We start from the raw sequence: 22,255 nt of genomic DNA, 5'->3' as shown, positions 1-22,255 counted from the left end.
TGAAGAGGGCGGTTGACGAAAGCTGTGGCGCAAAGGACACGGATGGCATGGAACTGAATGATCGATCGAGCCTTCCGGCCTATCTCAAGAGCCGCCGCTCGGCCCGCCCCCGCGATCTTGTCACCCCTGGCCCCGACAGCGCGCAACTGGCACGCATCCTGACCTGGGCGAGCCGCACGCCCGACCATGCCAAGCTCGTCCCGTGGCGCTTCGTCCTGATCGAGGACCGCGCCCGCTTCGCCGACCTCATGGAGGCGGGCTGCCGCGCCGATGTGGACTGCCATGCCGCCAAGATCGCCAAGTTCCGCGACAAGGCCTATTGGGCACCGACGCTCGTGGCGCTGATCGCCAGCCCCGTGCGCCCGCACAAGATCCCCGAATGGGAACAGCGGCTCACCGTCGGCGCGGTCGGCATGAACCTTCTCCACGCCGCCCATGCCCACGGCTTTGTCGGCGGCTGGATCACCGGCGCGCAGGCAAGCATGCCCGAGGTCGTCTCCGCGCTGTGCGGGCCGAGCGAGGACATCGCGGGCTTCTTCTATATCGGCACCCCTGCCCAGCCGCTGGAGGAGCGCGATCGGCCCGACCTCGGCGAGATCGTCACCCAGTTCTGACGCCCCGCCACGGCGAGGGCGGTTGCAACTTTCTGCGCTGCGCTGTATTAAACCAGCATGACGCTAGCCAAGACCCCCGCAAAGCCCGTTTACGTCCGCATCCGCGAAGAGATCGGCAATGCCATCCTCGCGGGCCGATATCGCGACGGCGACGCGCTTCCCTCGGTGCGCGCACTCGCCGCCGAGATGGGGGCCAACCCGCTGACCGTCGCCAAGGCCTATCAGGGCTTCCAGGACGATGGTCTCGTCACGGTGAAGCGCGGTGTCGGCATGTTCGTCGCCAAGGGCGCGCGCGACAAGCTCATGGCGAACGAGCGTGCGCGCTTCCTCAAGGACGAATGGCCCGAGATTGCCGCCCGCATCGAGCGCCTCGGCCTCGACGCGGACGACCTCCTCGCCAAGGCCTGACGCCTAGGGCCTAGCCGAGCGCTTCGGCGTCGACGGCGTAAAGCAGCTCCGCCCCCACACCCGCCGATGCACCGAGCCCGAAGGCCTCGGGCACGATGGTCGCGTTGAAGAAGGCGCTCGCCGCCTTGGTGCGCGCGTCGCTGTCGACCTGCTGCGCCATCTTCTCGAGGAGCCAGCCGCCGACCAGCACCGAGCACATGGTGAGGAAGGGGTAGCTGCCCGCCATCTTGTTGTCGGCCTGTGCCGAGCGCAGCATCACCGCCGCCTGATCGACCGCATCGGCCAGCGCCTGTAGCCGCTCGTCCATCGCCTCGGCGCGGATGTCGGCAATCAGCCCGTCGAAGGCGAGCCCGCCGTCGAGCCCCAGCTTACGCCCGACGAGATCGGCGGCCTGGATGCCATTGGTGCCCTCGTAGATCGGCGCGATCCGCGCATCGCGCAGATACTGGGCCGCGCCCGTTTCCTCGACATAACCCATGCCGCCATGGACCTGCACGCCGAGGCTCGCCACTTCGCAGCCGACATCGGTCGCCCATGCCTTGGCCATCGGGGTGAGCACGTCGCCGCGAAGCTTCATCGCTTCCTCGCCCGCCGCGCCCCAGTCGAGGCAGCCGAAGGCATAATAAGTGAGCGCGCGGCTCGCCATGGTCAGCGAGCGCATCCGCATCAGCATGCGGCGCACGTCGGGATGCTCGGCGATCGGGCTGTTGGCACCGGCGCGCGCGCCCTGCTTGCGCTCCATCGCATAGTCGACCGCTTTCTGCGTGGCCGCCTCGGCGATGCCGACGCCCTGCAGGCCGACGTTGATGCGCGCATTGTTCATCATGACGAACATGGCGCGCATGCCGCCGAACTCCTCGCCGATCAGCCAGCCCGTCGCGCCGCCTTCATCGCCATATTGCATGACGCAGGTGGGCGAGGCGTGGATGCCGAGCTTTTCCTCGAGCTTGGTGCATTTGACGTCGTTCATGCTGCCGTCGGGCAGGAACTTGGGCACGAGGAAGAGCGAGATGCCGCGCGTGCCGGCGGGCGCATCGGGGGTGCGCGCCAGCACGAGGTGGATGATATTGTCGGCCAGCTCGTGATCGCCATAGGTGATGTAGATCTTCTGGCCCGAAATCTTGTAGCTGCCATCGCCCACCGGGACTGCCTTGGACGTCAGCGCGCCGACGTCGGAGCCCGCCTGCGGCTCGGTGAGGTTCATGGTCGCCGACCATTCCCCCGACACGATCTTCTCGAGATAGCGCTCCTTCAATTCGTCCGAGCCATAGGCCTCGAGCGCTTCGATCGCGCCCATCGACAGCATCGGGCACAGCGCGAAGGCGATATTGGTGGCGTTCAAATTCTCCATCAGCGCGGCCGAGAGCGACAGCGGCAGCGCCTGCCCGCCCCAATCCTCGGGCGCCGACAGCGTCATCCAGCCGCCTTCGACGAACGCGTCATAGGCGGGCTTGAAGCCATCGGGCAGGACGACCTTGCCATCGACGAGCTTCGCGCCTTCCTCGTCACCGGTCCGGTGCAGCGGCAGGAACTCGCCCATGGCGAACTGCGCCGCGCCCTCGAGCACCGCCTCGACCAGCTCGCTGTCCGCCGCCTCGAACCGCTCGTGCTTGGCGAGGCCGGGGAGGTCGACGACGTCGCGCAGCACGCGCGCCTGGTCCGAAACGGGGATCGAAAAGGGCATTTCTATTCCTTGTCACTGAAACTCTGGCGCTGCATAGCGCGGCAATGGTTGCGCCGTCACTACCGACAGAAATCATTCCCGCCAATGCCGCGGGGATCGACCGTGCCTGCACCATCCTGGCGCAGGGCGCGCCTGTCGCCGTGCCGACGGAGACCGTCTATGGCCTTGCCGCCGATGCGACCGACGCGCTCGCCGTCGCGCGCATCTACAAGGCCAAGGGCCGCCCCGACTTCAACCCGCTCATCACCCACGTCTTCGACCTCGAGGCCGCAGAGAAGCTCGCTGTCTTCAACGACGAGGCGCGTGAGCTGGCGGAAATGTACTGGCCGGGCCCCCTCACCCTCGTCCTGCCACGCCGCGAGGAGGCGGGCATTGCCGATGTCGTGACCGCGGGCCTGCCCACGATCGCCATTCGCGTCCCCGCCCATCCGGTGATGCGCGCGCTTCTCCACCGCTATGGCAAGCCGCTCGCCGCCCCCAGCGCCAACGCCTCGGGGCGCATCAGCCCGACGCAGGCCGCGCATGTCGCTGCCAGCCTTGCCGGCCGCATCCGCCTGATCCTTGACGGCGGTCCGTGCGAACAGGGCATCGAGAGCACCATCATCGCCGCCACCGGCGACGGCCTGCGACTCCTGCGCCGCGGTCCGATCCACGTCCCCGAAGCCGCCGAGGCCAAGGGAGACAAGATCGAAGCGCCGGGCCAGCTTCTCAGCCACTACGCCCCGCAAAAACGGCTCCGCCTCGACGCGACCGAGGCCGGCAAAAACGAATTGCTCATCGGCTATGGCGAGATCGAAGGCGACCTCCATCTCGGCGATGATCCCGTCACCGCCGCCGCGCGCCTCTTCTCGCTCCTGCACGAGGCCGATGCATCCGAAGCGGCAGGAATCGCCGTCGCGCCCATCCCGGGCGAGGGCCTTCCCGCCGCGATTCGTGATCGCCTCAAGCGGGCCGCCGCGCCGCGCTAGGCCTCGACGCCGTCTTTCAACTTGTCCTGGAAGCTCTTGCGGAACTTGCGCAGCTTGGGGTCGATCACCGCCATGCAATAGGGGTTGGAGCCACCCTCCCGCGCAAAATAGTCCTGGTGATAGTCCTCGGCCGGATACCAGGTCGCGGGCCCCTCGATGGTGGTGACGACCTTGCCGCCCTCTTTCTCGTTGGCGCGTGCGATCGCGGCCTTGGCGGCCTCGGATTGCGCGTCGTCCAGGGGGAAGATCGCGCTGCGATATTGCGTGCCGATATCGTTGCCCTGCCGGTTGAGCTGGGTCGGATCATGGGTGGCAAAAAAGATGTCGAGAAGGTCGTCATAGCTGATGACCCCCGGATCGAAGGTCAGGCGCACCGCTTCGGCATGGCCGGTGTTGCCGCCGCACACCTCCTTGTAGGTCGGGCCCACCACCTCGCCGCCGATATAGCCGCTTTCCACCGCGCTCACGCCGATGACGTCGAGATAGACCGCCTCGGTGCACCAGAAGCAGCCACCTGCGAAGATTGCCTGTTGTTCAGCCATAAAGCCTCGTCATTCCTGTCTCAGGGAGCGAGATAGGAAGTGCGCGCAGTTCGAAAAGGGGGCCTTAAGCCCTTATTTGTCGAAGCTCGCCTTGAGGCTGGCCAGTTCGAGCCGCTTGGCCATCCATTCGGCCAATTCCTCGAACTCGAGCGGGCGGTCGAAGACGATCCCCGCGCGGCGATCCGAATACCAGCGGATCTCGCCCTTGATGGGACGCAGGCTCTCGACCACGACGACCACTTTCTGGCCGAGGCAATATTCCTCGATCGGCTCGACCTTCATGCCCCCGAGCGAGATGTCGTGGACGTCGACGGTGTAATAGAGCTTGCCGACGCGGACATTGGCCTTGCAGTTCACCTGGAGACGCGGGGGACGCGGGCGGAAACCGTGGCGCGGCTTGCGGCCGGCAAGCATCTCGCCAAGGTCGATATTGGCCTCGAACTTGAAGCCCGCCGTCCCTTCGCGGATCCACACCACCTTGGCGGGGATCTGCTGCGAATTGAGCTCGAGCATCACGACATCGTTGATCTCGTGATTGTGCGTGGTCTCGGCCATGAGCCCGCCCGCCGACAGGTTGCGGACGCGGATGAGCTGTTCCTTGCCGCTATCGTCGATCAGCTTGGCGACACGCAACATCGGCATCACCCGCTCGTCGACGCGGCGCTCGACCGGGCGCGGAACCTCGGTGGAAAGCGAGAAAATCGTCGATTCAAACGCCAGGTGATCCTGGCCGAACGGCCGGTTCTGGCGCCGACGGATGAACGAGCCCAACATAAACGTCTCCCTTGGGGCTGAAGTCCTAACCCGATGGTTTTACGGGTGATTGGGTTAAAAAGACGTTTCCTGTGCCGTCGCCTTGGGCTACAGTTTGGTTACTGGCGGATTCACCCAAATTCACCTTGTCCGCCGAGACGGAGACCTTATGGCGCGCCGACCACGGCTGCTGTTGATCGATGACGAACCGAAACTCGCGGCTTTCCTTGCGGAAGCGGCGCGGTTGAGTGCGTTCGATCCGGTAGTGGCGACCGACCACCACGACTTCCGCGAGATCTTCCTCAACGATGCGCCCGACATGATCGCCGTGGACCTCGGCATGCCCGGCATGGACGGGATCGAACTGCTGCGCTTCCTCGCCGACCATGACGCCAACCAGCCGGTGCTGATCGTCTCGGGCTTCGAGGAGCGCGTCATCGAGACCGCCTTCCGCCTCGGCCGCGAGCTCGGCCTGACGATGGTCGGTCCGATCGGCAAACCTGCCCGCCTCGACACGCTCGAGAGCCTGTTCGGCGAAGTGCGCCAACGCCTCGTCGCGTGACCGACGTCCTCGAACTGGGGCTGCTCGACGGCTTCGAGCGCGCGCTCATCAACAATCGCCTGAAGCTGGTCTACCAGCCCAAGGTCAGCCTCAAGACCGGCAAGCTGGTTCGCGTCGAAGCACTGGTGCGCTGGCATGACGAGAAGTTCGGCGCCGTCCCGCCATCGCGCTTCGTGCCGCTTGCCGAGCGCCACGGCCTCATCGACCCGCTCACCCGCTGGGGGCTCGACACCGCCTTCGCGCAGTGGCGCCGCTGGTGCGATGCCGGCATCGACACCGGCCTTGCCTTCAACATCTCGGCGATGAGCCTCGAGGCGCTCGATTTCCCCGACCTCGTCACCGCCAAATGCGCCGAGCATGGCGTGCCGAGCGACCATCTCGTCCTCGAACTGACCGAGGGCGCGACCCAGCCGCTCGCCAACCTGATGGACACGCTGACCCGCTTCCGCATCAAGGGCATCGGACTGGCCATCGACGACTTCGGGACCGGCTATTCGGCGCTCATGCAGCTTCGCCAGCTGCCCTTTACCGAGGTGAAGATCGACCGCTTCTTCGTCGCCGACAGCCCCGACCATCGCGACAGCGCGGCCATCGTCCGCGCGATCATCGGGCTGGCCCATGAGATCGGCCTGTCGACCACCGCCGAAGGGGTCGAGACCGACGCACAGCTGAAGCTTCTCGCGGCAATGGATTGCGACATCGTCCAGGGCTATCGCATCGCCCGCCCGTTGCCGCCCGGCGAACTGGCCGAGTGGATCGACTGGTGGGCGAACGACTGGCAGCGCCTCGGCATCGCGCCCTAGGCGCGCGTCGCCTTCTCGATCAGCGCTTCGTCGCACCCGAAATCCTCGAGCAGCTTTCGCGCGGCATCGCGTTCGGTCCGCGCCGGCGGCAGCGCCTCGTCGCCATAGCGCGGCGCGGGTGCCGGCACCGCGCCGTCGGGCGTGCGCACGAAGCTGCCGCGCGCCACATGATGCGGATCGCGTGGCGCCTCCTTGAGCTTGAGGACGGGCGCGACACAGGCATCCCTGCCCTCGAACACCTCGAGCCAGTGGCTGCGCGGTTCGGCAGCGATCTTCTCGGCGATCGTCTCGCGCTGCTCTTCCCAGCGCGCGCGGTCGAGCGGCTGGGCGAACAGCGGATCATCACCCAGCCCCAGCGCCTTGAGAAACTGTCCCGCGAACTGCGGCTCGAGCGCGCCGACCGCCAGCCACAGCCCGTCCGAGCAGCGATAGGTGCCGTAGAGCGCCATGCCGCCGTCGAGGAGGTTGCCCTCGCGCCCGCCGGTCCACATGCCGATGTTGCGCATGGCGAAGGCGATGGTGCCAAGGAGCGCCGCCCCCTCGCTCATCGCCGCATCGACGACGCGGCCCTTTTCCGCCCCGCCCTTCACCTCGAGCAGCGCCGCGAGCATGCCGAAGACCAGCATCATCGCCCCGCCGCCATAGTCGGCGACGAGGTTGAGGGGCGGGATCGGCCGCTCCTCGCTGCCGGTCGCCGACAGGAGGCCCGACAGGGCGAGATAGTCGATGTCATGCCCCGCGCGCTGGCTGAGCGGTCCGCGCTGCCCCCAGCCGGTGATCCGCCCGATCACGAGCCTTGGATTGCGGGCGTGCAACTCGGCGGGGCCGAGCCCAAGCGCCTCGATGCGCCCCGGGCGGTAGGGATCGACCAGCGCATCTGCCGTCTCGACGAGCCGCAGCAGGAGCTCGCGCTCCGCTTCGTCGCGCAGGTCGAGCTTGAGCGTGGTGCGCCCCCGCTCGATCGGATCATTGGGCAGTGCGAGGCGCCCGTCACGCTCGATGCGGATGATTTCGGCGCCATGGTCGGCGAGCATCATGGCGGCGAAGGGGCCGGGCCCCATACCCGCCAACTCGATGATCCGCATCCCCTTGAGTGGCCCCATAAACGTCCCCCTGACGGCCGTTGACCACAGCGACCCTGCCCCAGCCGCGCGTGCCTGTCGAGCCTCGGTCGATGCGGCTGCGCAACAAGACTTCCATTTTGGCGCCGGAAGTCCCATTATACGGATTGTGAACGAGGGAAGTGAAATCAACGGCCACGTCCCCGACGTGCCGCCGCCGTCCGTGGCGCTCGAGAGTATCGAGGTGCCCGACGACATCCGCTGTCTTGCTGAATACAGCCCGATCCCCGCGGTGATTTCCAATCCCCGCCTGCCGGACAATCCGCTGGTCGTGATCAACGACAAGTTCCTCGGGATGACGGGCTATGCGCTCGACGAGATCCTCGGGCGCAACTGCCGTTTCCTCGCCGGCCCCAAGACCGAGCCCTTCCTGACCGACAAGATCCGCTCGGCGATCGATCACCGCAAGCCCGTGCTGGTCGAGATCCTCAACTACAAGAAGGACGGCACGCCGTTCCGTAACGCCGTGCTCATCGCGCCCATCTTCAGCGACGATGGCGAACTGCAGTGGTTCCTCGGCAGCCAGGTCGAGCTTGGCGAAGAAGAACTCGGCCCCTCCCCCGCCCGTGCCGCGCGCGCGGTCGAGATGGTCAAGACGCTGAGCCCGCGCCAGGCAGAGGTGATGAAACTCGTTGCCTCGGGCCTGCGCAACAAGCAGATCGCCTACGAGCTCGGCTTGTCGGAAAAAACCATCAAGATGCACCGTGGCCTCGTGATGGAAAAGCTCGGGCTGCGCACCAGCGCGGAGATGGTCCGGATCGCGGTCGAAGCGGGCATCTAGCCCCTACCCCTTAAGGTCCATCTGGAGACTGGCGCGGCGCGGTTTAGATAAGAAGCGGTGCCGGCTCCGTTTCGATCGGTCTCACCGCTTCCCTCTTGGCAAGACCTTCGGGGCCGGCATCACGATCTTAAAGTTTCGGGCGTGATCAGTCGGTCATCCGCGGCATTTTCTCGCGCACGACCTGCGCTGCGGGTGCCCTCTCCGTCGTTTTCGCGGTCGGCTTTTCTTCTTCGGGCGGGTCGAACTTGGCGGCGGCGGCGCGCTTGGCGATCGTCATTGCTGGTCCCCTGTCTACTGTTACGGTTCCTCCTACCAGCGCATGAGCCGCCCCCTCGGTTGCTTCAAACGCCCCGCGCGAGGGGCAGATGGACCGCCGCGAGCATGCAGCGGACCGACCCGCCGGCCTGTTCGATCGTCGGCACCGCCACCGGCACGAGGGGCACATGCCGCCGGATCCGCGCACGCTGCTCCTCGGTGAGCGCCGACGCTGCCCGTGCCGATAGCGCAAGAAACGGCCCCTCCTCGCCCGCCAGCGTGAAGGCATTGCCGCAGAAGTCGCCAATCTGTGCCTCGTCGAGCGCCACGACTTCCCGGCTTCCCAGCGCCGCCAGCAGCGCCTCGCGCTGGTCCGGATCGCGCACGAGCTCCGCCCCGACGAGCGCCAACCCCGGTACCAGCGCCATCATCACATTGGTATGATAGACAGGCGTGCCGTCCGCCGCTGCCGCGTCGAACAGATGCGCGCGATAGCCGAGCAACGCCGCCACTTCCTCGACGATCGCCCCATCGGTACGCGGTGAGCGGCAGGCAAAGGCGATGCGCGCCGCATGATCGAAGACGATCGACCCCGTCCCTTCGCAAAAGCGCCCCTCCGCCTCGTAATGGCTGAGGTCGACCACCCGCGACACGACATGTTTTTGCCGCAGCGCCTCGACGATGTCCTCGCGCCGCTCGCCCCGCCGGTTCTCGGCCCGCATCGGATACAGGATCAGCGTCCCGTCGGCATGCGCCGAAAACCAGTTGTTGGGAAAGACCGCGTCGGGGCGGTCCGTTGCCTCGTCCTCGAAGAGCATGACCTCCACCCCGCGCGAGCGCAGCGCGCCCGCCAGCGCCTCCACCTCCGCCATCGCCGAGGCAGCATCGGCCGCCCCGCCCGCCGACTGGTAGGCATTGTCGGGCGCGGTCTCGGGATTGATGGCGAAATGGTGCGGTCGCACCATGACGACGCGGGAAGGCAGCAGGTTCATCCCCGGCTGATGCCCGATGCCGCGCCAAAGAAAAAGGGGCGGAGCAACGCCCCTCCCCCCTGCTTGCATCTGTCTCAGGTTCCCACTCCCAGCCGGACGGCTGGCCTCTTTGGAGCGGGGTTGCCCCCGCTTTACTATCTACCCGGACGAGCCGCCTTACCTGGCGCCCCCCCCTGCTCGCTGCTCTTCTTGTCCGCCGGTTGCGCGCCCTCGCCGATCGTGATCAGCGCCGCCGCATCGGGCGAATTGGGCGAGACGGTCATCGGGCAGGCATGACCCTCGATAACCTCGACGTCATAAAGTTCGCCGATCGCGCCATCGATGCGGAACCAGTCGACACAACTCCCCTTCTTGAGGTCGATCGCCTGGATGCCGCACCACGGCTCGCTGTCCGCTTTCTCAAGGCGGTCTGCCAGATCGAGCCCGTCGAAGCGCTTGTAGCGCGGCTTCGACAGGCCGACGAAGGCGACATCGCCATGGAAAGCGAGACCGCGCAGGAAGCCCGGGCAGAAGGCCTTGGGCACGAACTTGCCCATCTCGCCCTTCTTGTTGGGCAGCTCGACGACGCCGAGCTCGCCGGTGCCCGAGTTCAAGACCCACAGCTGCCCGTTATGGAGGCGCGGGCTGTGCGGCATGGACAGGCCCTCGCAGACCACCTCGCCCGTCTTCACGTCGATGACGACCCCGCCATCGCCGCGGCGATCGCGCCAGCCGTCGATGGTGTCCGAACGCGACACGGCGGTGACGTAGCGCGGCTCGCCGTCCTCCATCGCCATGCCGTTGAGGTGGCAGCGATCCTCGTCGACGATCGCCGAGATGAAATCGGGCTTCCAGACCACCTCGAAGCTGTGGGTGTCCGACAGCTTGGCGAGGCAGTTGTAGCGCGTGTTGACGAAGACGATCTCGCCATCCTTCGTCACGCCGACATCATGCGCATCGAGGCGCCCCGTGACATGGATGGTGCGCGGCACGAAGCAGGCGTCGAACACATGATTGATGCGCTGGTCGCCCGAGATGACGTTGGCGAAGCGATAGACCTGCGCCATGCCGGTCATGACGAGGCCGCCGTCGGGCGTGCGCGCGAGGCCCATCGGCTTGGCCATCTGCGACTGGTGCAGTTGCGCGCCATTCTTCGGGTTGCGGCCGAGCATGTAGAGCAGGCCCGACTGGTAGGAAGTGAAGGCAAGGCTGATGCTGGCCTTGGCGAGGCGGGCGATCATGCCGCCCGACAGCGAATATTCCACCTGCGGATTGGCGGCCGCGGTCTGCGTTGCGGCGTCCTTCTGCTGGGGAGGAAGGGTAGTGATGGCTTGGGTCATGACAAGGGCTCGCTCGCGAAATCGGCCTGCCCTCGGGGCGTACCGGGCGGTGATCGGGGAGGAAATGGCTTGCCTCGATAAGAGCAGCGCCGCGCCTGTGCCTCAAGACGGAAATTGCCACTAGGCCCCGTCGTTCATGGGCATGAAGAGGGTCGTTCGCAGCTGGTGTCCGCGCCAGTCCCAAGGATGCCACGCCCGGAGCGGCGATTGACAGCGCGTGATCACTGGCTTGAAATGGCGTCGACCGTGACCTCGCGAATGATCGCGGCCGCGGCGAAGGAGAAGGTCGATGCTCGACAATATCCTGATCGGCTTCGGCATGGCGGGCCTGTCCTGCACGGTGGTCACGGCCTTCATCATCATCGCCGCGCGCTGGCTCAACCGCCACGCCCCGCGCTTTCTCGCGGGCAGCGCGATGGGCCCGCTGTTCCTGTCGATCGTCGGGGTGGTCTTCTGGCTGCTGCTCGCGCTCGGCGTCACGGTCGCCCTGTGGGCGGGGCTGTTCCTCCGCCTCGACCTGTTCACCGGCTGGGAGCCTGCGCTCTACTTCACGACGGTGACGATCACGACGCTTGGCTATGGCGACATCATCCTGCCCGCGGAGCATCGCCTGCTCACGGGTTTCCTCGCCACCAACGGCCTCATCCTGTTCAGCATGAGCACCGCCTTCCTGATCGAATTCCTGCGCCGCGTACTCGACGTGCGCTGACCGGCCGCGCATGGGCGGCCCGTGAGGCGGATCATGTGAGGAAATGGCTGGGGTGGCAGGAAACCGACGGAGCCAAGCTAACCATCTAAGTAACTGAAATCGCTAGGCAGACCTCCGTGCGATTTCTCCATTGGCTACAGTAAGTGGCTACAATTGGCTACATTTGCGCCGCTACTCTTAACCATGAGAGCGACCAATCTTTCATGCCTCGCGACCGCGATCAAGCCTGCTTCACGCGGCTCAGGCTTGTTCGTGATTGTCCGCTAAGCGCCCCATCTCGGAAGTCTGATTGGATTCAAGCTAAGCTATTAGCGGACATTCTCCGTGGCCATTCTGGCCAAGGAGAAAAGCGATGACATTTTCAGAGTTTGATCCCGCGACGCAGAACCGAGTGCCATGGAACGCTGGAGCGCAAGTTGGTCCTAAGCGGCCTCTCAACAAGAACCAGATCTGGGCCGTGCGCTTCTTCTTGGATCGAGAGCAACGTATTCGAGATCGCGCCCTGTTCGATCTGGCAATCGACAGCAAGCTCAGAGGCTGCGATCTCGTTGAGCTCAAGATCGGCGACCTTGTGTCCGGCACCGAAATTAGACGGAGAGCCACGGTCACTCAGCGTAAGACCGGTCGCCCAGTTCAATTTGAGATCGCGGTTGACGCGCGAACCAGCCTCTTTGCCTGGCTCGAGCTCAGAGGCGGCTCGGTCGACGACTTTGTATTCCCGAGCCGGGTTGATCACTCAAAGCATCTGAGCACTCGGCAATATGCTCGGCTCCTCGACGAATGGGTCACGGCGATCGGGCTTCGAAGAGAGGAATATGGGACACACTCCCTGCGACGAACGAAGGCTTCGATCATCTACAAGGCGACCGGCAATCTACGTGCCATCCAAATTCTGTTGGGGCATTCCAAGATTGAGAACACTGTTCGATATCTCGGCGTAGATATCGAGGACGCCCTGACCTTAGCAGAGAAAACCGGAATTTGACCGAAGCTGGGCGCCAGCCTCGAGCCGGTTGGCGTCCACTTTGAAGGTGGGTAGCGGACATTTAGTGGCATAATATCAAAACTCCGCACCCATTTCGAATTGTCGCTCAAATGATGGCGAGTATGCAGCCTATTCAGTTATCTTATTAAGTGACTGGCTGCCCCTCGCCAGTAAGACGGCCTCACTCAGAGGGGTCGGCGCGCGCAATCGAAACTATTTCGCTGAGCGCCCCCACGATGGCATCGGGTCGATCGGCGAGGATGTCATGGCTAGCATTTTCGACGGGGCGCAACTCAGCGCGACTTGAATAGCCGATCAGCCTGTCGTGATGCTCCTCCAAAAGCGCATCAACGAGCGGACTTTGCGCCCTCGCTTCCTCCGACATTCCGGGCGGCGACTTGCGCAATGTTTCCTGCAGGAGGAGCATCGGCAATTCACCTAAATCTCCCGAATAACTTTCTGGTTTGACGGATTCATCGACCATGAACATGATTTCATTCGCATTGAAGCGAAACCGTTCGGGATCCATCGCAACGGTGGCTAGAACTTCCGCTACTTCCGGGTTCTCGGCACGCGGGCTGCAACGTTTGAGGCCTTCTGTTTCGCCGCCCGCCTGCATCGCCTCAATCCTGTCCGCGCAGTCGAGAAAGTAGTTGGCCGCGCCCATGAGCGCCTCGCGCATTTCCGCAAACGCCAACGGAGCACGTGTGGACATACGTATGGCAAAATCGGGCATTCCGGGATCGACCAAGACTAGGCCCGCGACTTCATCGGGATAGCGATCAGCCCAAAATACCGCTTCCTCTCCGCCTAGGCTGTGGCCGACGAGAACGAACGGACCCTGCAAACCAGCCAATGCGAGTGTTTCGCGATAGTCCTCGACCTTGTCGGGAGAAGTCAGCCCGCGCCCGACGCCTGCCATTCCCCAGCCCGGCCGATCGATCGAGCAAGCCTGCGTCACCGTCGCGAGATCGTCGTGAAAAGGCGCCCATTTGGACGACCACCCCCCAGATCCGGCAATCATTTGGATCACCTCTGGGGCTGGCGCAGTGAAGGGAACGAAATTTAACTTTTAAGTAATTGCTTCTCGAGCATAGCTAGGATTAATCTGGGTAGGCCAACGAGCGTTGCAGTTCGCGTATGAGAAGTGAGCGTAGATACGATCTTATGACACAAGGGATTACGGCAAGTTTGCCGGGACAGACTGTCGCCGCGACCGAGGCGCAGGCGGCCAAGCCGCAGGTCGAGTATTCATTGTCGGGCGGACTGATTGCCCGCCTTGCCAAGGCGAACATCTCGCTGGCCTTCACTTCTTACCAGTCGGGCCTGCTTTATATGCTCGGCCGCAATCCCAAGAATGGCGCGCAGCTGCACCAGTCGCAGATGGCAAAGCCGATGGGGCTCGCGCGCACTGACGACGGGGGTCTGGTGATGACCGGCATGGCACAGGTCTATCGCTTCGCCAACGTGATCTCGGGCGACCAGCGAATCAATCACACCTTCGATGCCTGCTTCGTGCCGCGCACGATCAACGTCACCGGGCGCCTCGATGCGCATGACGTGGGTGTGACGAAGGATGGCGAGATCGTGTTCGTCAACACACGATACAATTGCCTCGCCAAGCTGAGCGATACGCATAGTTTCGAAGTCGTCTGGAAGCCCGACTTCATCAGCGCGATCGTAGACGAGGATCGCTGTCACCTGAACGGGATGGCAATGGAAGACGGCGAACCGCGCTATGTGACCGCCGTCTCGCGCTCCGATACGATCGATGGCTGGCGCGACCGCCGTGGTGACGGTGGCGTAGTGATCGATGTCAAAACGGGCGAAGTGGTGTGCGAGAACCTTTCCATGCCGCACAGCCCGCGAATCCATAACGGACAGTTGTGGGTGCTCAACTCGGGCACGGGTGAGCTGGGCGTGGTCGAGTTACCCAAGAAGAAGGGCGCGAAGGGCAAGTTCGTGCCCAAGGCTTTCTGTCCCGGCTTCCTGCGCGGGCTCGCCTTCCACGGCGATGTTGCTTTCGTCGGCCTCAGCAAGCCGCGCTACAAGCGGTTCGACGGCCTCGAGCTGGCGGATCGGCTCAAGGCTACCGACAGCGAGCCGTGGTGTGGGATCCAGGCGATTGATCTCAAAAAGGGATCATGCGTCGACTGGTTCCGGATCGATGGCGCGATCGGCGAGCTTTACGACGTCGAGGTGATCGAGGGGCATGCCTGTCCGATGACCGTGTCGCCCAATTCGCCCGACGCGGCGGCGCTGATCACGTTCGATGAAAATAGTCATTCGACGGCGAAGGCTGCAAAGCCGAAGACCAAGAAGAAATAGGTGTCGGCGCGCATGGCGCGCTGAATGTTGCGTAACCGCGGGGCGTCAATCCCGCTTCAACAGGGGCCAGCCATCCGGCTGGGAGTGGGTATGACGAACAATAAATATGATCACGACCAGGAATCCTTCTGGCTGCGTTTCGGCATGTTGCGCGGCGGGCGCGTCACCAAGATCGCCGGGCGCGACGCCAGCTACGCGCCGCACCAGGGCGTGTCGGTCCAATCGAACGGCGGCATCGCCGCTGCCATCACCAGTGCTTTTGCCACTGTCGCCAAGGTCGGGATGCTGCCCCTGCTCCTCGCCTCTGGTGCGACGGCAGCCTACGCGCAAAGGGTGCCCATTTCGGTGGACACCTGCTCCTCCACTTCCACGGGCAAGCTTGTCTGCTCCGACACTGGCGCTGCGACAGGCAGCCCGATCAATTGGGATTCGTCGGCCGATGGGCACGATACCACGATTGAGCTCGAGGATGGGTTCGAGATTATTTCATCTACCGAAGGCATGGTGGTGCGTGACGACGCAGCCATCACGATCACTCAAGGTGAAACGAGTTCGGTTAGTTCGATGAAAGGTGCGCTCGAGGTTTTGCAAACCTCGATTGGCGGCGTCGACATCAGCCTCAGTGGGAGTGTTCATACCGATAGCTACTACTATGTCGCGGGAACAACGGTCCCTAACCCAAACTACAACTGGTATTTATGCTCTTTGACCGGCGCTTCTTTCTATTGCGACACGGTCATTACAACAAATCCTGGATCTACAGAAACTTCTTACCAGGCTGTCACGGTAGACAATCAAGGCGGCGATCTTCTTTTCTCGTCTACTGGCAGTATTTCGTCCGGGACCGGGTCGGCGGCCAGCGGAGGTGGGTTGTCGATTACTCAATCGGGCGGTGGTCTTATCGATGTCGATGTCAATGATGTGAGGAGTTCGGGGGACAGCGCGATCGTCGTCACGCGCGATGGCGTGGGCGAAACCTATGTCGACATGAACGGTACGGTCACTGGCGGGGGCGGCAACGGCCTCGAGGTGGTCCACAACGGCAGCGGAAACACCTGGATCCGCCTCGGCAGCGACGCACAGGTCACGGGCGGCGCGGGCTACGGCATCGTCGTCACCGGCTCGGGCGGCGGCGCGACCGAAGTGCGCGGTAGCTCGGGCGATGTCACGGGTGCGACTGATGGCATCTACATCAACCAGGCTGGTGACATCACGGTCGCCGACCTCGACAGCGTCACCGGGACAACCGACGACGGCATCGATGTCGAAAGCACGGCCGGCTCGGTAACGATTACCAATGTCGACACGGTTACGGGCGCGGACAGCGGGATCGAGGCGACGGCCTATGGCGACGTCTCGATCCAGGGCGTGGGCCTCGTCGGAGGGGTCAATGCGGGCACGGGCGCTGGCATCGACGCCTCCAGCGCGACTGGCGATGTCAACATCGGCGGCACCAGCGCAATCGGTGACGTGACCAGCACGTCGAGCTACGGAATTAACGCCGTGGCGGACGAGGGCAGCGTTGTCGTCGACAGCAGTATGGGATCGGTTTCGGGGACGAAGGGCGTCGTGACTTCGATCCAGGGGCTTTATAGTGATCCCCTCGCTGCGACGACCCTTATCACGGTTGATAGTGTAACGGGCACCTCGGGCGAAGCGATCGCCGCTTTAGCCGGGCCTTACGCATTCGAAATCACGGTAAACGCGACCGGCGCGGTCAGCGGGACGACCGGCATCTTGATCACCAACAATGGCGCGGGCAACACGACGATCGACCTGGGTGCCTATGCCAGTGTCGAGGGCCGCTCGGGCGACGGTATCAACATCACGGGATCCGCACAGAGCGCGACCCTGATCTACGGTGGCGGAGCCACGGTAACAGGCGCGGACCACGGCATTGTCGTCGACAAGCTGGGCGATGTGATCCTGACCGATATCGGTAATGTGACGGGAACAACCAATTCGGCGATCCAAGTCGAAACCTCGTTGGGAACCATCAGACTCACCACGTCCGGCGACGAAGTGCGCGGGTCGGGAACGGCGATCTTTGCCCAGACATATGATGGCTCCACGACGATCGACACCTCGAGCGCGCATGTGATTTCCGACGGGCTGGCCATCGCCGCATATGCCACCAGCGACGTCTCGATCACGACCGCCGATGTCACCGGCACGTCGACCGGCGGCGTTACGGCGCAGACGAGCAGCGACATCGACATCGACACGCGCGCAGGCACCATCAGCTCCAACGGCTACGGGATTCGCAGCGTTACCACTGGCGGGTCGACCCAAATTCTGGCCGGCGCAATGACCGTCGGTGGCGACGCGATCGATGCCACGTCCACGAATGGGCTTACGATCGATACCACTGCCGGAGCAATTTCGGCGGGCGACGACGGCGTTTACGCTCGCAATAATAATAATGGCAACGTCTCCATCAACGCTGGCGACATTACGGCGACCAGCGGCAACGGTATCGATGTCCGCAACAGAGACGGGTCGGTTCTTGTCAATTCGCGGAACAGCGTCATCGACGCGGGCGCCACCGGTTTGCTCGTCTATGCAGCTAATGGCACCGTCACCGTCGATACCCTGGGCGGCACGGTGTCGGGCGATTTCGGCGGTATCGCGGCGTTCGGTTATAATGGCGTCAGAATCGATGCATCCGATGTTTCCGGCGGTAGCTCTGTCGGTATCGATGCCGTTTCCCGAAGCTATGTCACGATCGACACGACCACCGGGACGGTGAGCGGTGATCGAGGGATCGTCGTGGACGCGCAGGGCGGCTTGGCCACCGTAGCAACGGGCACCGTCACCGCGACAGGCGACGCGATTGACGTGACCGGTGTCGTCGGTGCGACAATCACCACCTATTTTGGAACGATCACAGCCGGCGGACGCGGGATCACCGTCACGAACAATGCGGACACCGTCAGTGTGAACTCAGGGCTGATTTATGCCGACACCGACGGTATTTACGTCGTTAATACTTCGGGCGATGTCGATATCACCGCGCGAACCATCGAGGCAGGCGAAAACGGGATCTTCGCGGACACCGGTGCCGCTGTAACTATCGATACGACTCTCGGCAGCGTGTCGGGAGGCCAAAACGGGATCGCAGCCTCAGGTGATGCTGGGGTGACCATCACGACGGGAGACGTGACCGGGTCGGTGTTCGACGGGATCGACGCCAAATCTTCGCGCTCTGTTTCCGTCGATTCGACCGGAGGGACCGTTACCGCGGGGACGACTGGCATCAGGGCCGAGGCCGGCAGTGGGCTGGCAACCGTTTATAGTGGATCGATTAATGCCGGAGGCAACGGCATTCAGGTCACCAGCGTCGACGGCGCGACCGTCAATACACAGTCCGGCACGATCACAGCGGGGGAGCACGGGATTTCCGTGACCAACGACAGGGGTGCTGTGAATGTCACTGCGGCCGGGATCGACGCTGGCAGAGATGGGGTCTCCGTGGCCAACGGAGCGGGTGACGTAGACGTCACCGCGACAGGGGCAATCGAGGCAGATTGGCGCGGCGTTTATGCCAACACCCAACAGACCGCGACCGTCGATACGTCCACTGGCACGGTCACAGGCGCCATGTCCGGTGTTGTGGCGTTCGGCGTTACCGGGGTGAACATCACGACTGCTGATGTGACCGGCACGGTCGACTGGGGCGTCCTTGCCGTGTCTGCGGGTGAGATGATCATCGATACCAGCGCCGGCACGGTAACGGCGGGTTACAACGCCGTGCAAGCCAATGGCAGCGGCGGGGTTGATCTGACTGTAGGCGATCTCGTGGCGGGATCTGACGGCGTCCACGTGGACGTGAACGCGGCGGGCGATACGGTCGAGATCACCCTCGAAGGCGAAGTGCTGGCGGGGGACGACGGTGTCGATGTGGCCGTCGTCGACGGTCGCTCGGTTGATATCCACCTTGGCAGCTATGCCGACGTGAAGGGCTATGGCGATGACGGTGTCACGGTGTCCGGGGTAGGCGCCTCGCACAGCGCGACCGTTCGTGGCAGCTCGGGCAGCATCTACGGCGCCGACGATGGCATCTACATGAACATCGCGGGCGACATCAGCATCTACGACCTTGACAGCGTCACCGGCGCGACTGGTGACGGGATCGATGTTACTACCACGGGCGGCGATATCACCATCGACTTTGACGGGGTCGTGGATGGCGGTGCGCTAGGTATCAGCGCCGTTTCCGATGGCGGTGTCATCGACATTACTGCGAGCGGCAGCGTGACGGGCGGCGCCGGAGGCATTTCAGCCGACATCAGCAATACCGACCTCTACCCGACCGGCCCGATCTACGGTCCGATCGATATGGACGTGGTGTCGATCGATACCTTTTATGCATCGGTCGATGGCGGCGCGGGTGTGGGGATCGACGTCGATGCGACGTCCGTGCGCGGGTTGATCGTTGTTCGTGCCTCAGATGTGACCGGCGCCAGTGGGATCGACATCTCGGTTACCGGCACCGATAGCCGCACCTTTTTGACTGTCGACCATCAGGATGGAACCGTCACCGCGACGGGAGGTCATGGCATCGCCGTGACGACCGATGGGGGGTCGAGCTTTGTCGGCATCCTCACCGAAGGAATCGACGCCACCGGCGGTGACGGTATTCATGTCGACGTGGCCAATTATAGCGACGTCGACATCTGGGTCGAAGGCGACGTGAGCGGTTCCGAGCGCGGCGTCTATGCGACAGCAGACTACGGATTTATCAGGGTCGACACCACGAACGGCACCGTCTCGGGTGCGAATGGCGCGGGCATCTATACCAACAATGTCGGTGGTGCGTATGTCGACACAGCCGATGTATCGGGCCTGACCGGTGTTGCGGTTCGGTCGCTTGGTGGCGAAATTCAAGTCGACACCAGCGCCGGGACGGTCACGGGCGAACAGACGGGCATCGAGGTGCGCGCGCTCTATAGCCCCAACACCTATAAGCCTTTCCCTGCCGAGGACGGCGGCAATATCGCCATCACCACGGGCGATGTGGTCGCCAATGGCAATTCGATCAGCCCCACTGCCGGTATTCGCGCGAACAACGACGCGACCGCGGGAACGATCGAGATCACGACCCTCGGGGCGGTCTCGGGCGAGGCGGACTCGGGCATTTTCGTCGGCCAGCGCAGCACCAATAGCGTGACGCTCGATGTCAATGGCGACGTCGATGCCGATGGCACTGGTATCGTGGTCGAGTCGGAAGGATCGGTCGCCGTCGACATCGCGACTGGCGCGACGATTTCGTCTGACGCCGACAATGCCCTCGCCTTTAGTGGCGCAGGCGACGTCACGGTCGACAATCACGGTACGATTCTTGGCGAAGTCACCTTTGGTGACGGCGACGATACGCTCAACAATTGGTCGGGCAATTCGGTCAACCTTCGCAACTTTGCCGACACCGACATGGACGATGTCCGTGATGAGGAAGGTGTTGCGACCAGCGACTTCGGCGCGGGCGACGACACCTTCAACAACGGCCCCGATGGGGTGGTGAACCTGGTGACCGTGGCCGACGAGACCGGCTTCACCGCCGAGACCTCGGACGACACGGACCCGGTGACCTGGGACACGACGGGCGAATATGTCGTTGTGGCGGCTGAAAATACGGGCGGGACGGTGCACCAGTCGATCACCGAAGACGGTGTCGAGCAGGCGCATCTCACCAGTCTCGAGACATTCGTGAACTCCGGGTCGATCGTGATGCAGGATTCGATGACCGGCGGGACCGAAGCGGTCGCTGGCGACGTGATCGTCATCACCGGGTCGGATACCGCAGGCGTCGATGGCGATGGTGTGTTCGTCTCGGACGGCGGCTCGCTCTATCTCGATACGGTGCTCAACGACGGCACTGGCGACATAACGGATACGCTGGTGGTCGACGGGACGAGCGTGGGTGCGGGTGGCGCAACGACCATTTACATCGAGAGCGTGGCCCCTGGCTCTGGCGCGGGCACCGATCTCGACGACAATGGCATGTGGGACGAGGGCGAAGGCATTCTTCTCGTCTCGGTGCTTGATGCAGGAGCGTCCGACGCCGGCGCGTTCGAACTTTCCACGATCCTTTACGACAACGGCTACGCCTACGACCTCTATTTCGGAACTGCGGGCGGTGACTGGTATCTCGCCAACGTGGCCGGGGCGAGCGATGTCGGCTTCTGCGATGGCGACGTGACGGTCTCGACCGGGGTGATCATCGATGCCCTCGGCTGTCAGACCGATGACAGCTTCACGATTGAAGGCGATGCGTCGGCGAACTTCATTGAGGGCGCCGGTGGATCGGACACGATCACGGTACTCGGTGATGCCGACGTGGTGGGCGGCATTTACGGTGGCGGAGACGGCCAAGACGACAGTGCTGCCCTCGACACGGGCGATAACATCTTCATTGACACGACCGGTATGGTGGGCCTTGTCGACGGCCAACTGGGCGATGATACAATCACTATCGCCAATGGCGATGTCGGCATGGTTTACGGCAATGTTGGCGACGATACGTTGATCGTGACCGGTGGCCTGATCGATGGGCTTGACGGTGGCGACGGGAACGACACCATCGCGATGAGCGGCGGTGTCATCGGCACAGTCGATGCTGGCGCAGGTGATGACGATGTTACGCTTGATGGCGCTACAGTCATTGGCGCGATCACCACCGGTACAGGCGACGACACGGTTGCAATGACCGATGCGTCGGCGGCGAGCCTGGCGACCGGCGAGGGCGCTGACAGCATCACGCTGGCGACCACCGACATTGCGGGTGCGATCACCACGGGTGCAGGCGACGACAGCCTCGCCATGACCGGCGGCAGCGCCGGCAGCATCGACACCGACGGCGGCATGGACAGCGTTACATTGGTCGATGCCGATGTCACGGGCGCGATCACCACCGGCACCGATGCCGACATGGTCTCGCTCACCGGCGGTAGCGCGGGCAGCGTCGACACGGGCGACGGCGCCGACGACCTCACGGTTGACGGTACCGCCATTGCGGGCGATGTCGTGACCGGCCTCGGCGACGACACGGTCATGATGACCGATGCGTCGGCGGCGAGCCTGGCGACCGGCGAGGGTGCCGACAGCATCACGCTGGCGACCACCGACATTGCGGGTGCGATCACCACCGGTGCGGGCGACGACAGCCTTGCGATGACCGGCGGCAGTGCCGGCAGCATCGATGCCGACGGCGGCATGGACAGCGTCACGCTGGACGGCACGGACGTGGCGGGTGCGATCACCACCGGCACCGATGCCGACATGGTCTCGCTCACCGGCGGTAGCGCGGGCAGCGTCGACACGGGCGACGGCGCCGACGACCTCACGGTTGACGGTACCGCCATTGCGGGCGATGTCGTGACCGGCCTCGGCGACGACACGGTCATGATGACCGATGCGTCGGCGGCGAGCCTG

Annotated in this window: 18 protein-coding genes; 10 read left to right on the top strand and 8 right to left on the bottom strand. The window is 63.9% G+C overall.

Translation table 11 applies throughout. The features are described from left to right. Positions 1-47: 47 nt before the first annotated feature. Together NUW81_RS00090 and NUW81_RS00085 are read left to right on the top strand one after the other, a co-directional pair. Positions 48-614, top strand: a complete 567-nt coding sequence (locus NUW81_RS00090; RefSeq protein ID WP_245113848.1) for a nitroreductase family protein — start codon at positions 48-50, stop codon at positions 612-614. A gap of 57 nt (positions 615-671) precedes the next feature. After that, a complete protein-coding gene (locus NUW81_RS00085; protein WP_245113847.1) occupies positions 672-1,022 on the top strand; it encodes a GntR family transcriptional regulator in 351 nt (116 codons plus the stop codon). A gap of 10 nt (positions 1,023-1,032) precedes the next feature. Here the strand turns inward: NUW81_RS00085 and NUW81_RS00080 are convergent, their stop codons facing one another. Then, positions 1,033-2,706, bottom strand: a complete 1,674-nt coding sequence (locus NUW81_RS00080) for an acyl-CoA dehydrogenase family protein (protein WP_245113846.1) — start codon at positions 2,704-2,706, stop codon at positions 1,033-1,035. Between the two features lie 44 nt (positions 2,707-2,750). Between NUW81_RS00080 and NUW81_RS00075 the strand changes: the two genes are divergently transcribed. Then, entirely contained in the window at positions 2,751-3,674 is a 924-nt protein-coding gene (locus NUW81_RS00075; RefSeq protein ID WP_245113845.1) for an L-threonylcarbamoyladenylate synthase, read from the top strand. Here the strand turns inward: NUW81_RS00075 and msrA are convergent. Together msrA and NUW81_RS00065 are read right to left on the bottom strand one after the other, a co-directional pair. Next, the gene (msrA, locus tag NUW81_RS00070; protein WP_245113844.1) at positions 3,671-4,216 is read right to left on the bottom strand and encodes a peptide-methionine (S)-S-oxide reductase MsrA; all 546 of its coding nucleotides are present in this window, start codon (positions 4,214-4,216) and stop codon (positions 3,671-3,673) included. The genes NUW81_RS00075 and msrA overlap by 4 nt on opposite strands. Before the next feature lie 72 nt (positions 4,217-4,288). Then, on the bottom strand, positions 4,289-4,990 hold the full coding sequence (locus NUW81_RS00065; protein WP_245113843.1) for a PilZ domain-containing protein: 702 nt from the start codon (positions 4,988-4,990) through the stop codon (positions 4,289-4,291). A 148-nt stretch (positions 4,991-5,138) separates the two neighbouring features. Between NUW81_RS00065 and NUW81_RS00060 the strand changes: the two genes are divergently transcribed. Further along, positions 5,139-5,531, top strand: coding sequence for a response regulator (locus NUW81_RS00060; protein WP_245113841.1), 393 nt, complete (start codon positions 5,139-5,141; stop codon positions 5,529-5,531). After that, a complete protein-coding gene (locus NUW81_RS00055) occupies positions 5,528-6,334 on the top strand; it encodes an EAL domain-containing protein (RefSeq protein ID WP_245113839.1) in 807 nt (268 codons plus the stop codon). The genes NUW81_RS00060 and NUW81_RS00055 overlap by 4 nt, the downstream gene beginning before the upstream one ends. Here NUW81_RS00055 and NUW81_RS00050 read toward each other — a convergent pair. After that, complete coding sequence (locus NUW81_RS00050) at positions 6,331-7,437, bottom strand: CaiB/BaiF CoA transferase family protein (RefSeq protein WP_245113837.1); 1,107 nt, start codon at positions 7,435-7,437, stop codon at positions 6,331-6,333. The two genes, NUW81_RS00055 and NUW81_RS00050, sit on opposite strands and share 4 nt — an antisense overlap. 127 nt (positions 7,438-7,564) lie before the next feature. Between NUW81_RS00050 and NUW81_RS00045 the strand changes: the two genes are divergently transcribed. Continuing rightward, complete coding sequence (locus NUW81_RS00045; RefSeq protein ID WP_312025037.1) at positions 7,565-8,236, top strand: LuxR C-terminal-related transcriptional regulator; 672 nt, start codon at positions 7,565-7,567, stop codon at positions 8,234-8,236. Between the two features lie 145 nt (positions 8,237-8,381). On the opposite strand, the gene NUW81_RS00040 is transcribed toward NUW81_RS00045, so the two are convergent. The 3 genes from NUW81_RS00040 to NUW81_RS00030 form a co-directional block, all read right to left on the bottom strand. Continuing rightward, positions 8,382-8,513 carry a hypothetical protein gene (locus tag NUW81_RS00040; RefSeq protein ID WP_260508510.1) on the bottom strand — a complete coding sequence of 44 codons (132 nt, stop codon included), beginning with the start codon at positions 8,511-8,513 and terminating at the stop codon, positions 8,382-8,384. Positions 8,514-8,577: 64 nt separating this feature from the next. After that, positions 8,578-9,483: a citrulline utilization hydrolase CtlX gene (ctlX, locus tag NUW81_RS00035; protein ID WP_245113835.1), complete on the bottom strand. Its 906-nt coding sequence runs from the start codon at positions 9,481-9,483 to the stop codon at positions 8,578-8,580. Between the two features lie 134 nt (positions 9,484-9,617). After that, positions 9,618-10,802, bottom strand: a complete 1,185-nt coding sequence (locus tag NUW81_RS00030; RefSeq protein ID WP_245113831.1) for a TIGR03032 family protein — start codon at positions 10,800-10,802, stop codon at positions 9,618-9,620. A 289-nt stretch (positions 10,803-11,091) separates the two neighbouring features. Between NUW81_RS00030 and NUW81_RS00025 the strand changes: the two genes are divergently transcribed. Continuing rightward, positions 11,092-11,511 (top strand): potassium channel family protein, encoded by a 420-nt coding sequence (locus tag NUW81_RS00025; RefSeq protein ID WP_245113828.1) that lies wholly within the window; start codon positions 11,092-11,094, stop codon positions 11,509-11,511. Positions 11,512-11,863: 352 nt separating this feature from the next. After that, entirely contained in the window at positions 11,864-12,496 is a 633-nt protein-coding gene (locus tag NUW81_RS00020) for a tyrosine-type recombinase/integrase (RefSeq protein WP_245113826.1), read from the top strand. A 181-nt stretch (positions 12,497-12,677) separates the two neighbouring features. Here NUW81_RS00020 and NUW81_RS00015 read toward each other — a convergent pair whose 3' ends face one another. Continuing rightward, positions 12,678-13,520, bottom strand: coding sequence for an alpha/beta fold hydrolase (locus NUW81_RS00015; RefSeq protein ID WP_245113824.1), 843 nt, complete (start codon positions 13,518-13,520; stop codon positions 12,678-12,680). Positions 13,521-13,636: 116 nt separating this feature from the next. Here NUW81_RS00015 and NUW81_RS00010 point away from each other — a divergent pair, with 116 nt between their 5' ends. Beyond that, positions 13,637-14,824, top strand: a complete 1,188-nt coding sequence (locus NUW81_RS00010; protein ID WP_260508509.1) for a TIGR03032 family protein — start codon at positions 13,637-13,639, stop codon at positions 14,822-14,824. A gap of 90 nt (positions 14,825-14,914) precedes the next feature. Beyond that, positions 14,915-22,255, top strand: a 7,341-nt coding sequence (locus NUW81_RS00005) for a hypothetical protein (RefSeq protein WP_260508508.1), incomplete at its 3' end; no start/stop codon positions are given.

The organism is Sphingomicrobium aestuariivivum, assembly GCF_024721585.1.
GTDB classification, from domain to species: Bacteria; Pseudomonadota; Alphaproteobacteria; order Sphingomonadales; family Sphingomonadaceae; genus Sphingomicrobium; species Sphingomicrobium aestuariivivum.
This window is presented reverse-complemented; position numbering and strand designations above follow the sequence as displayed.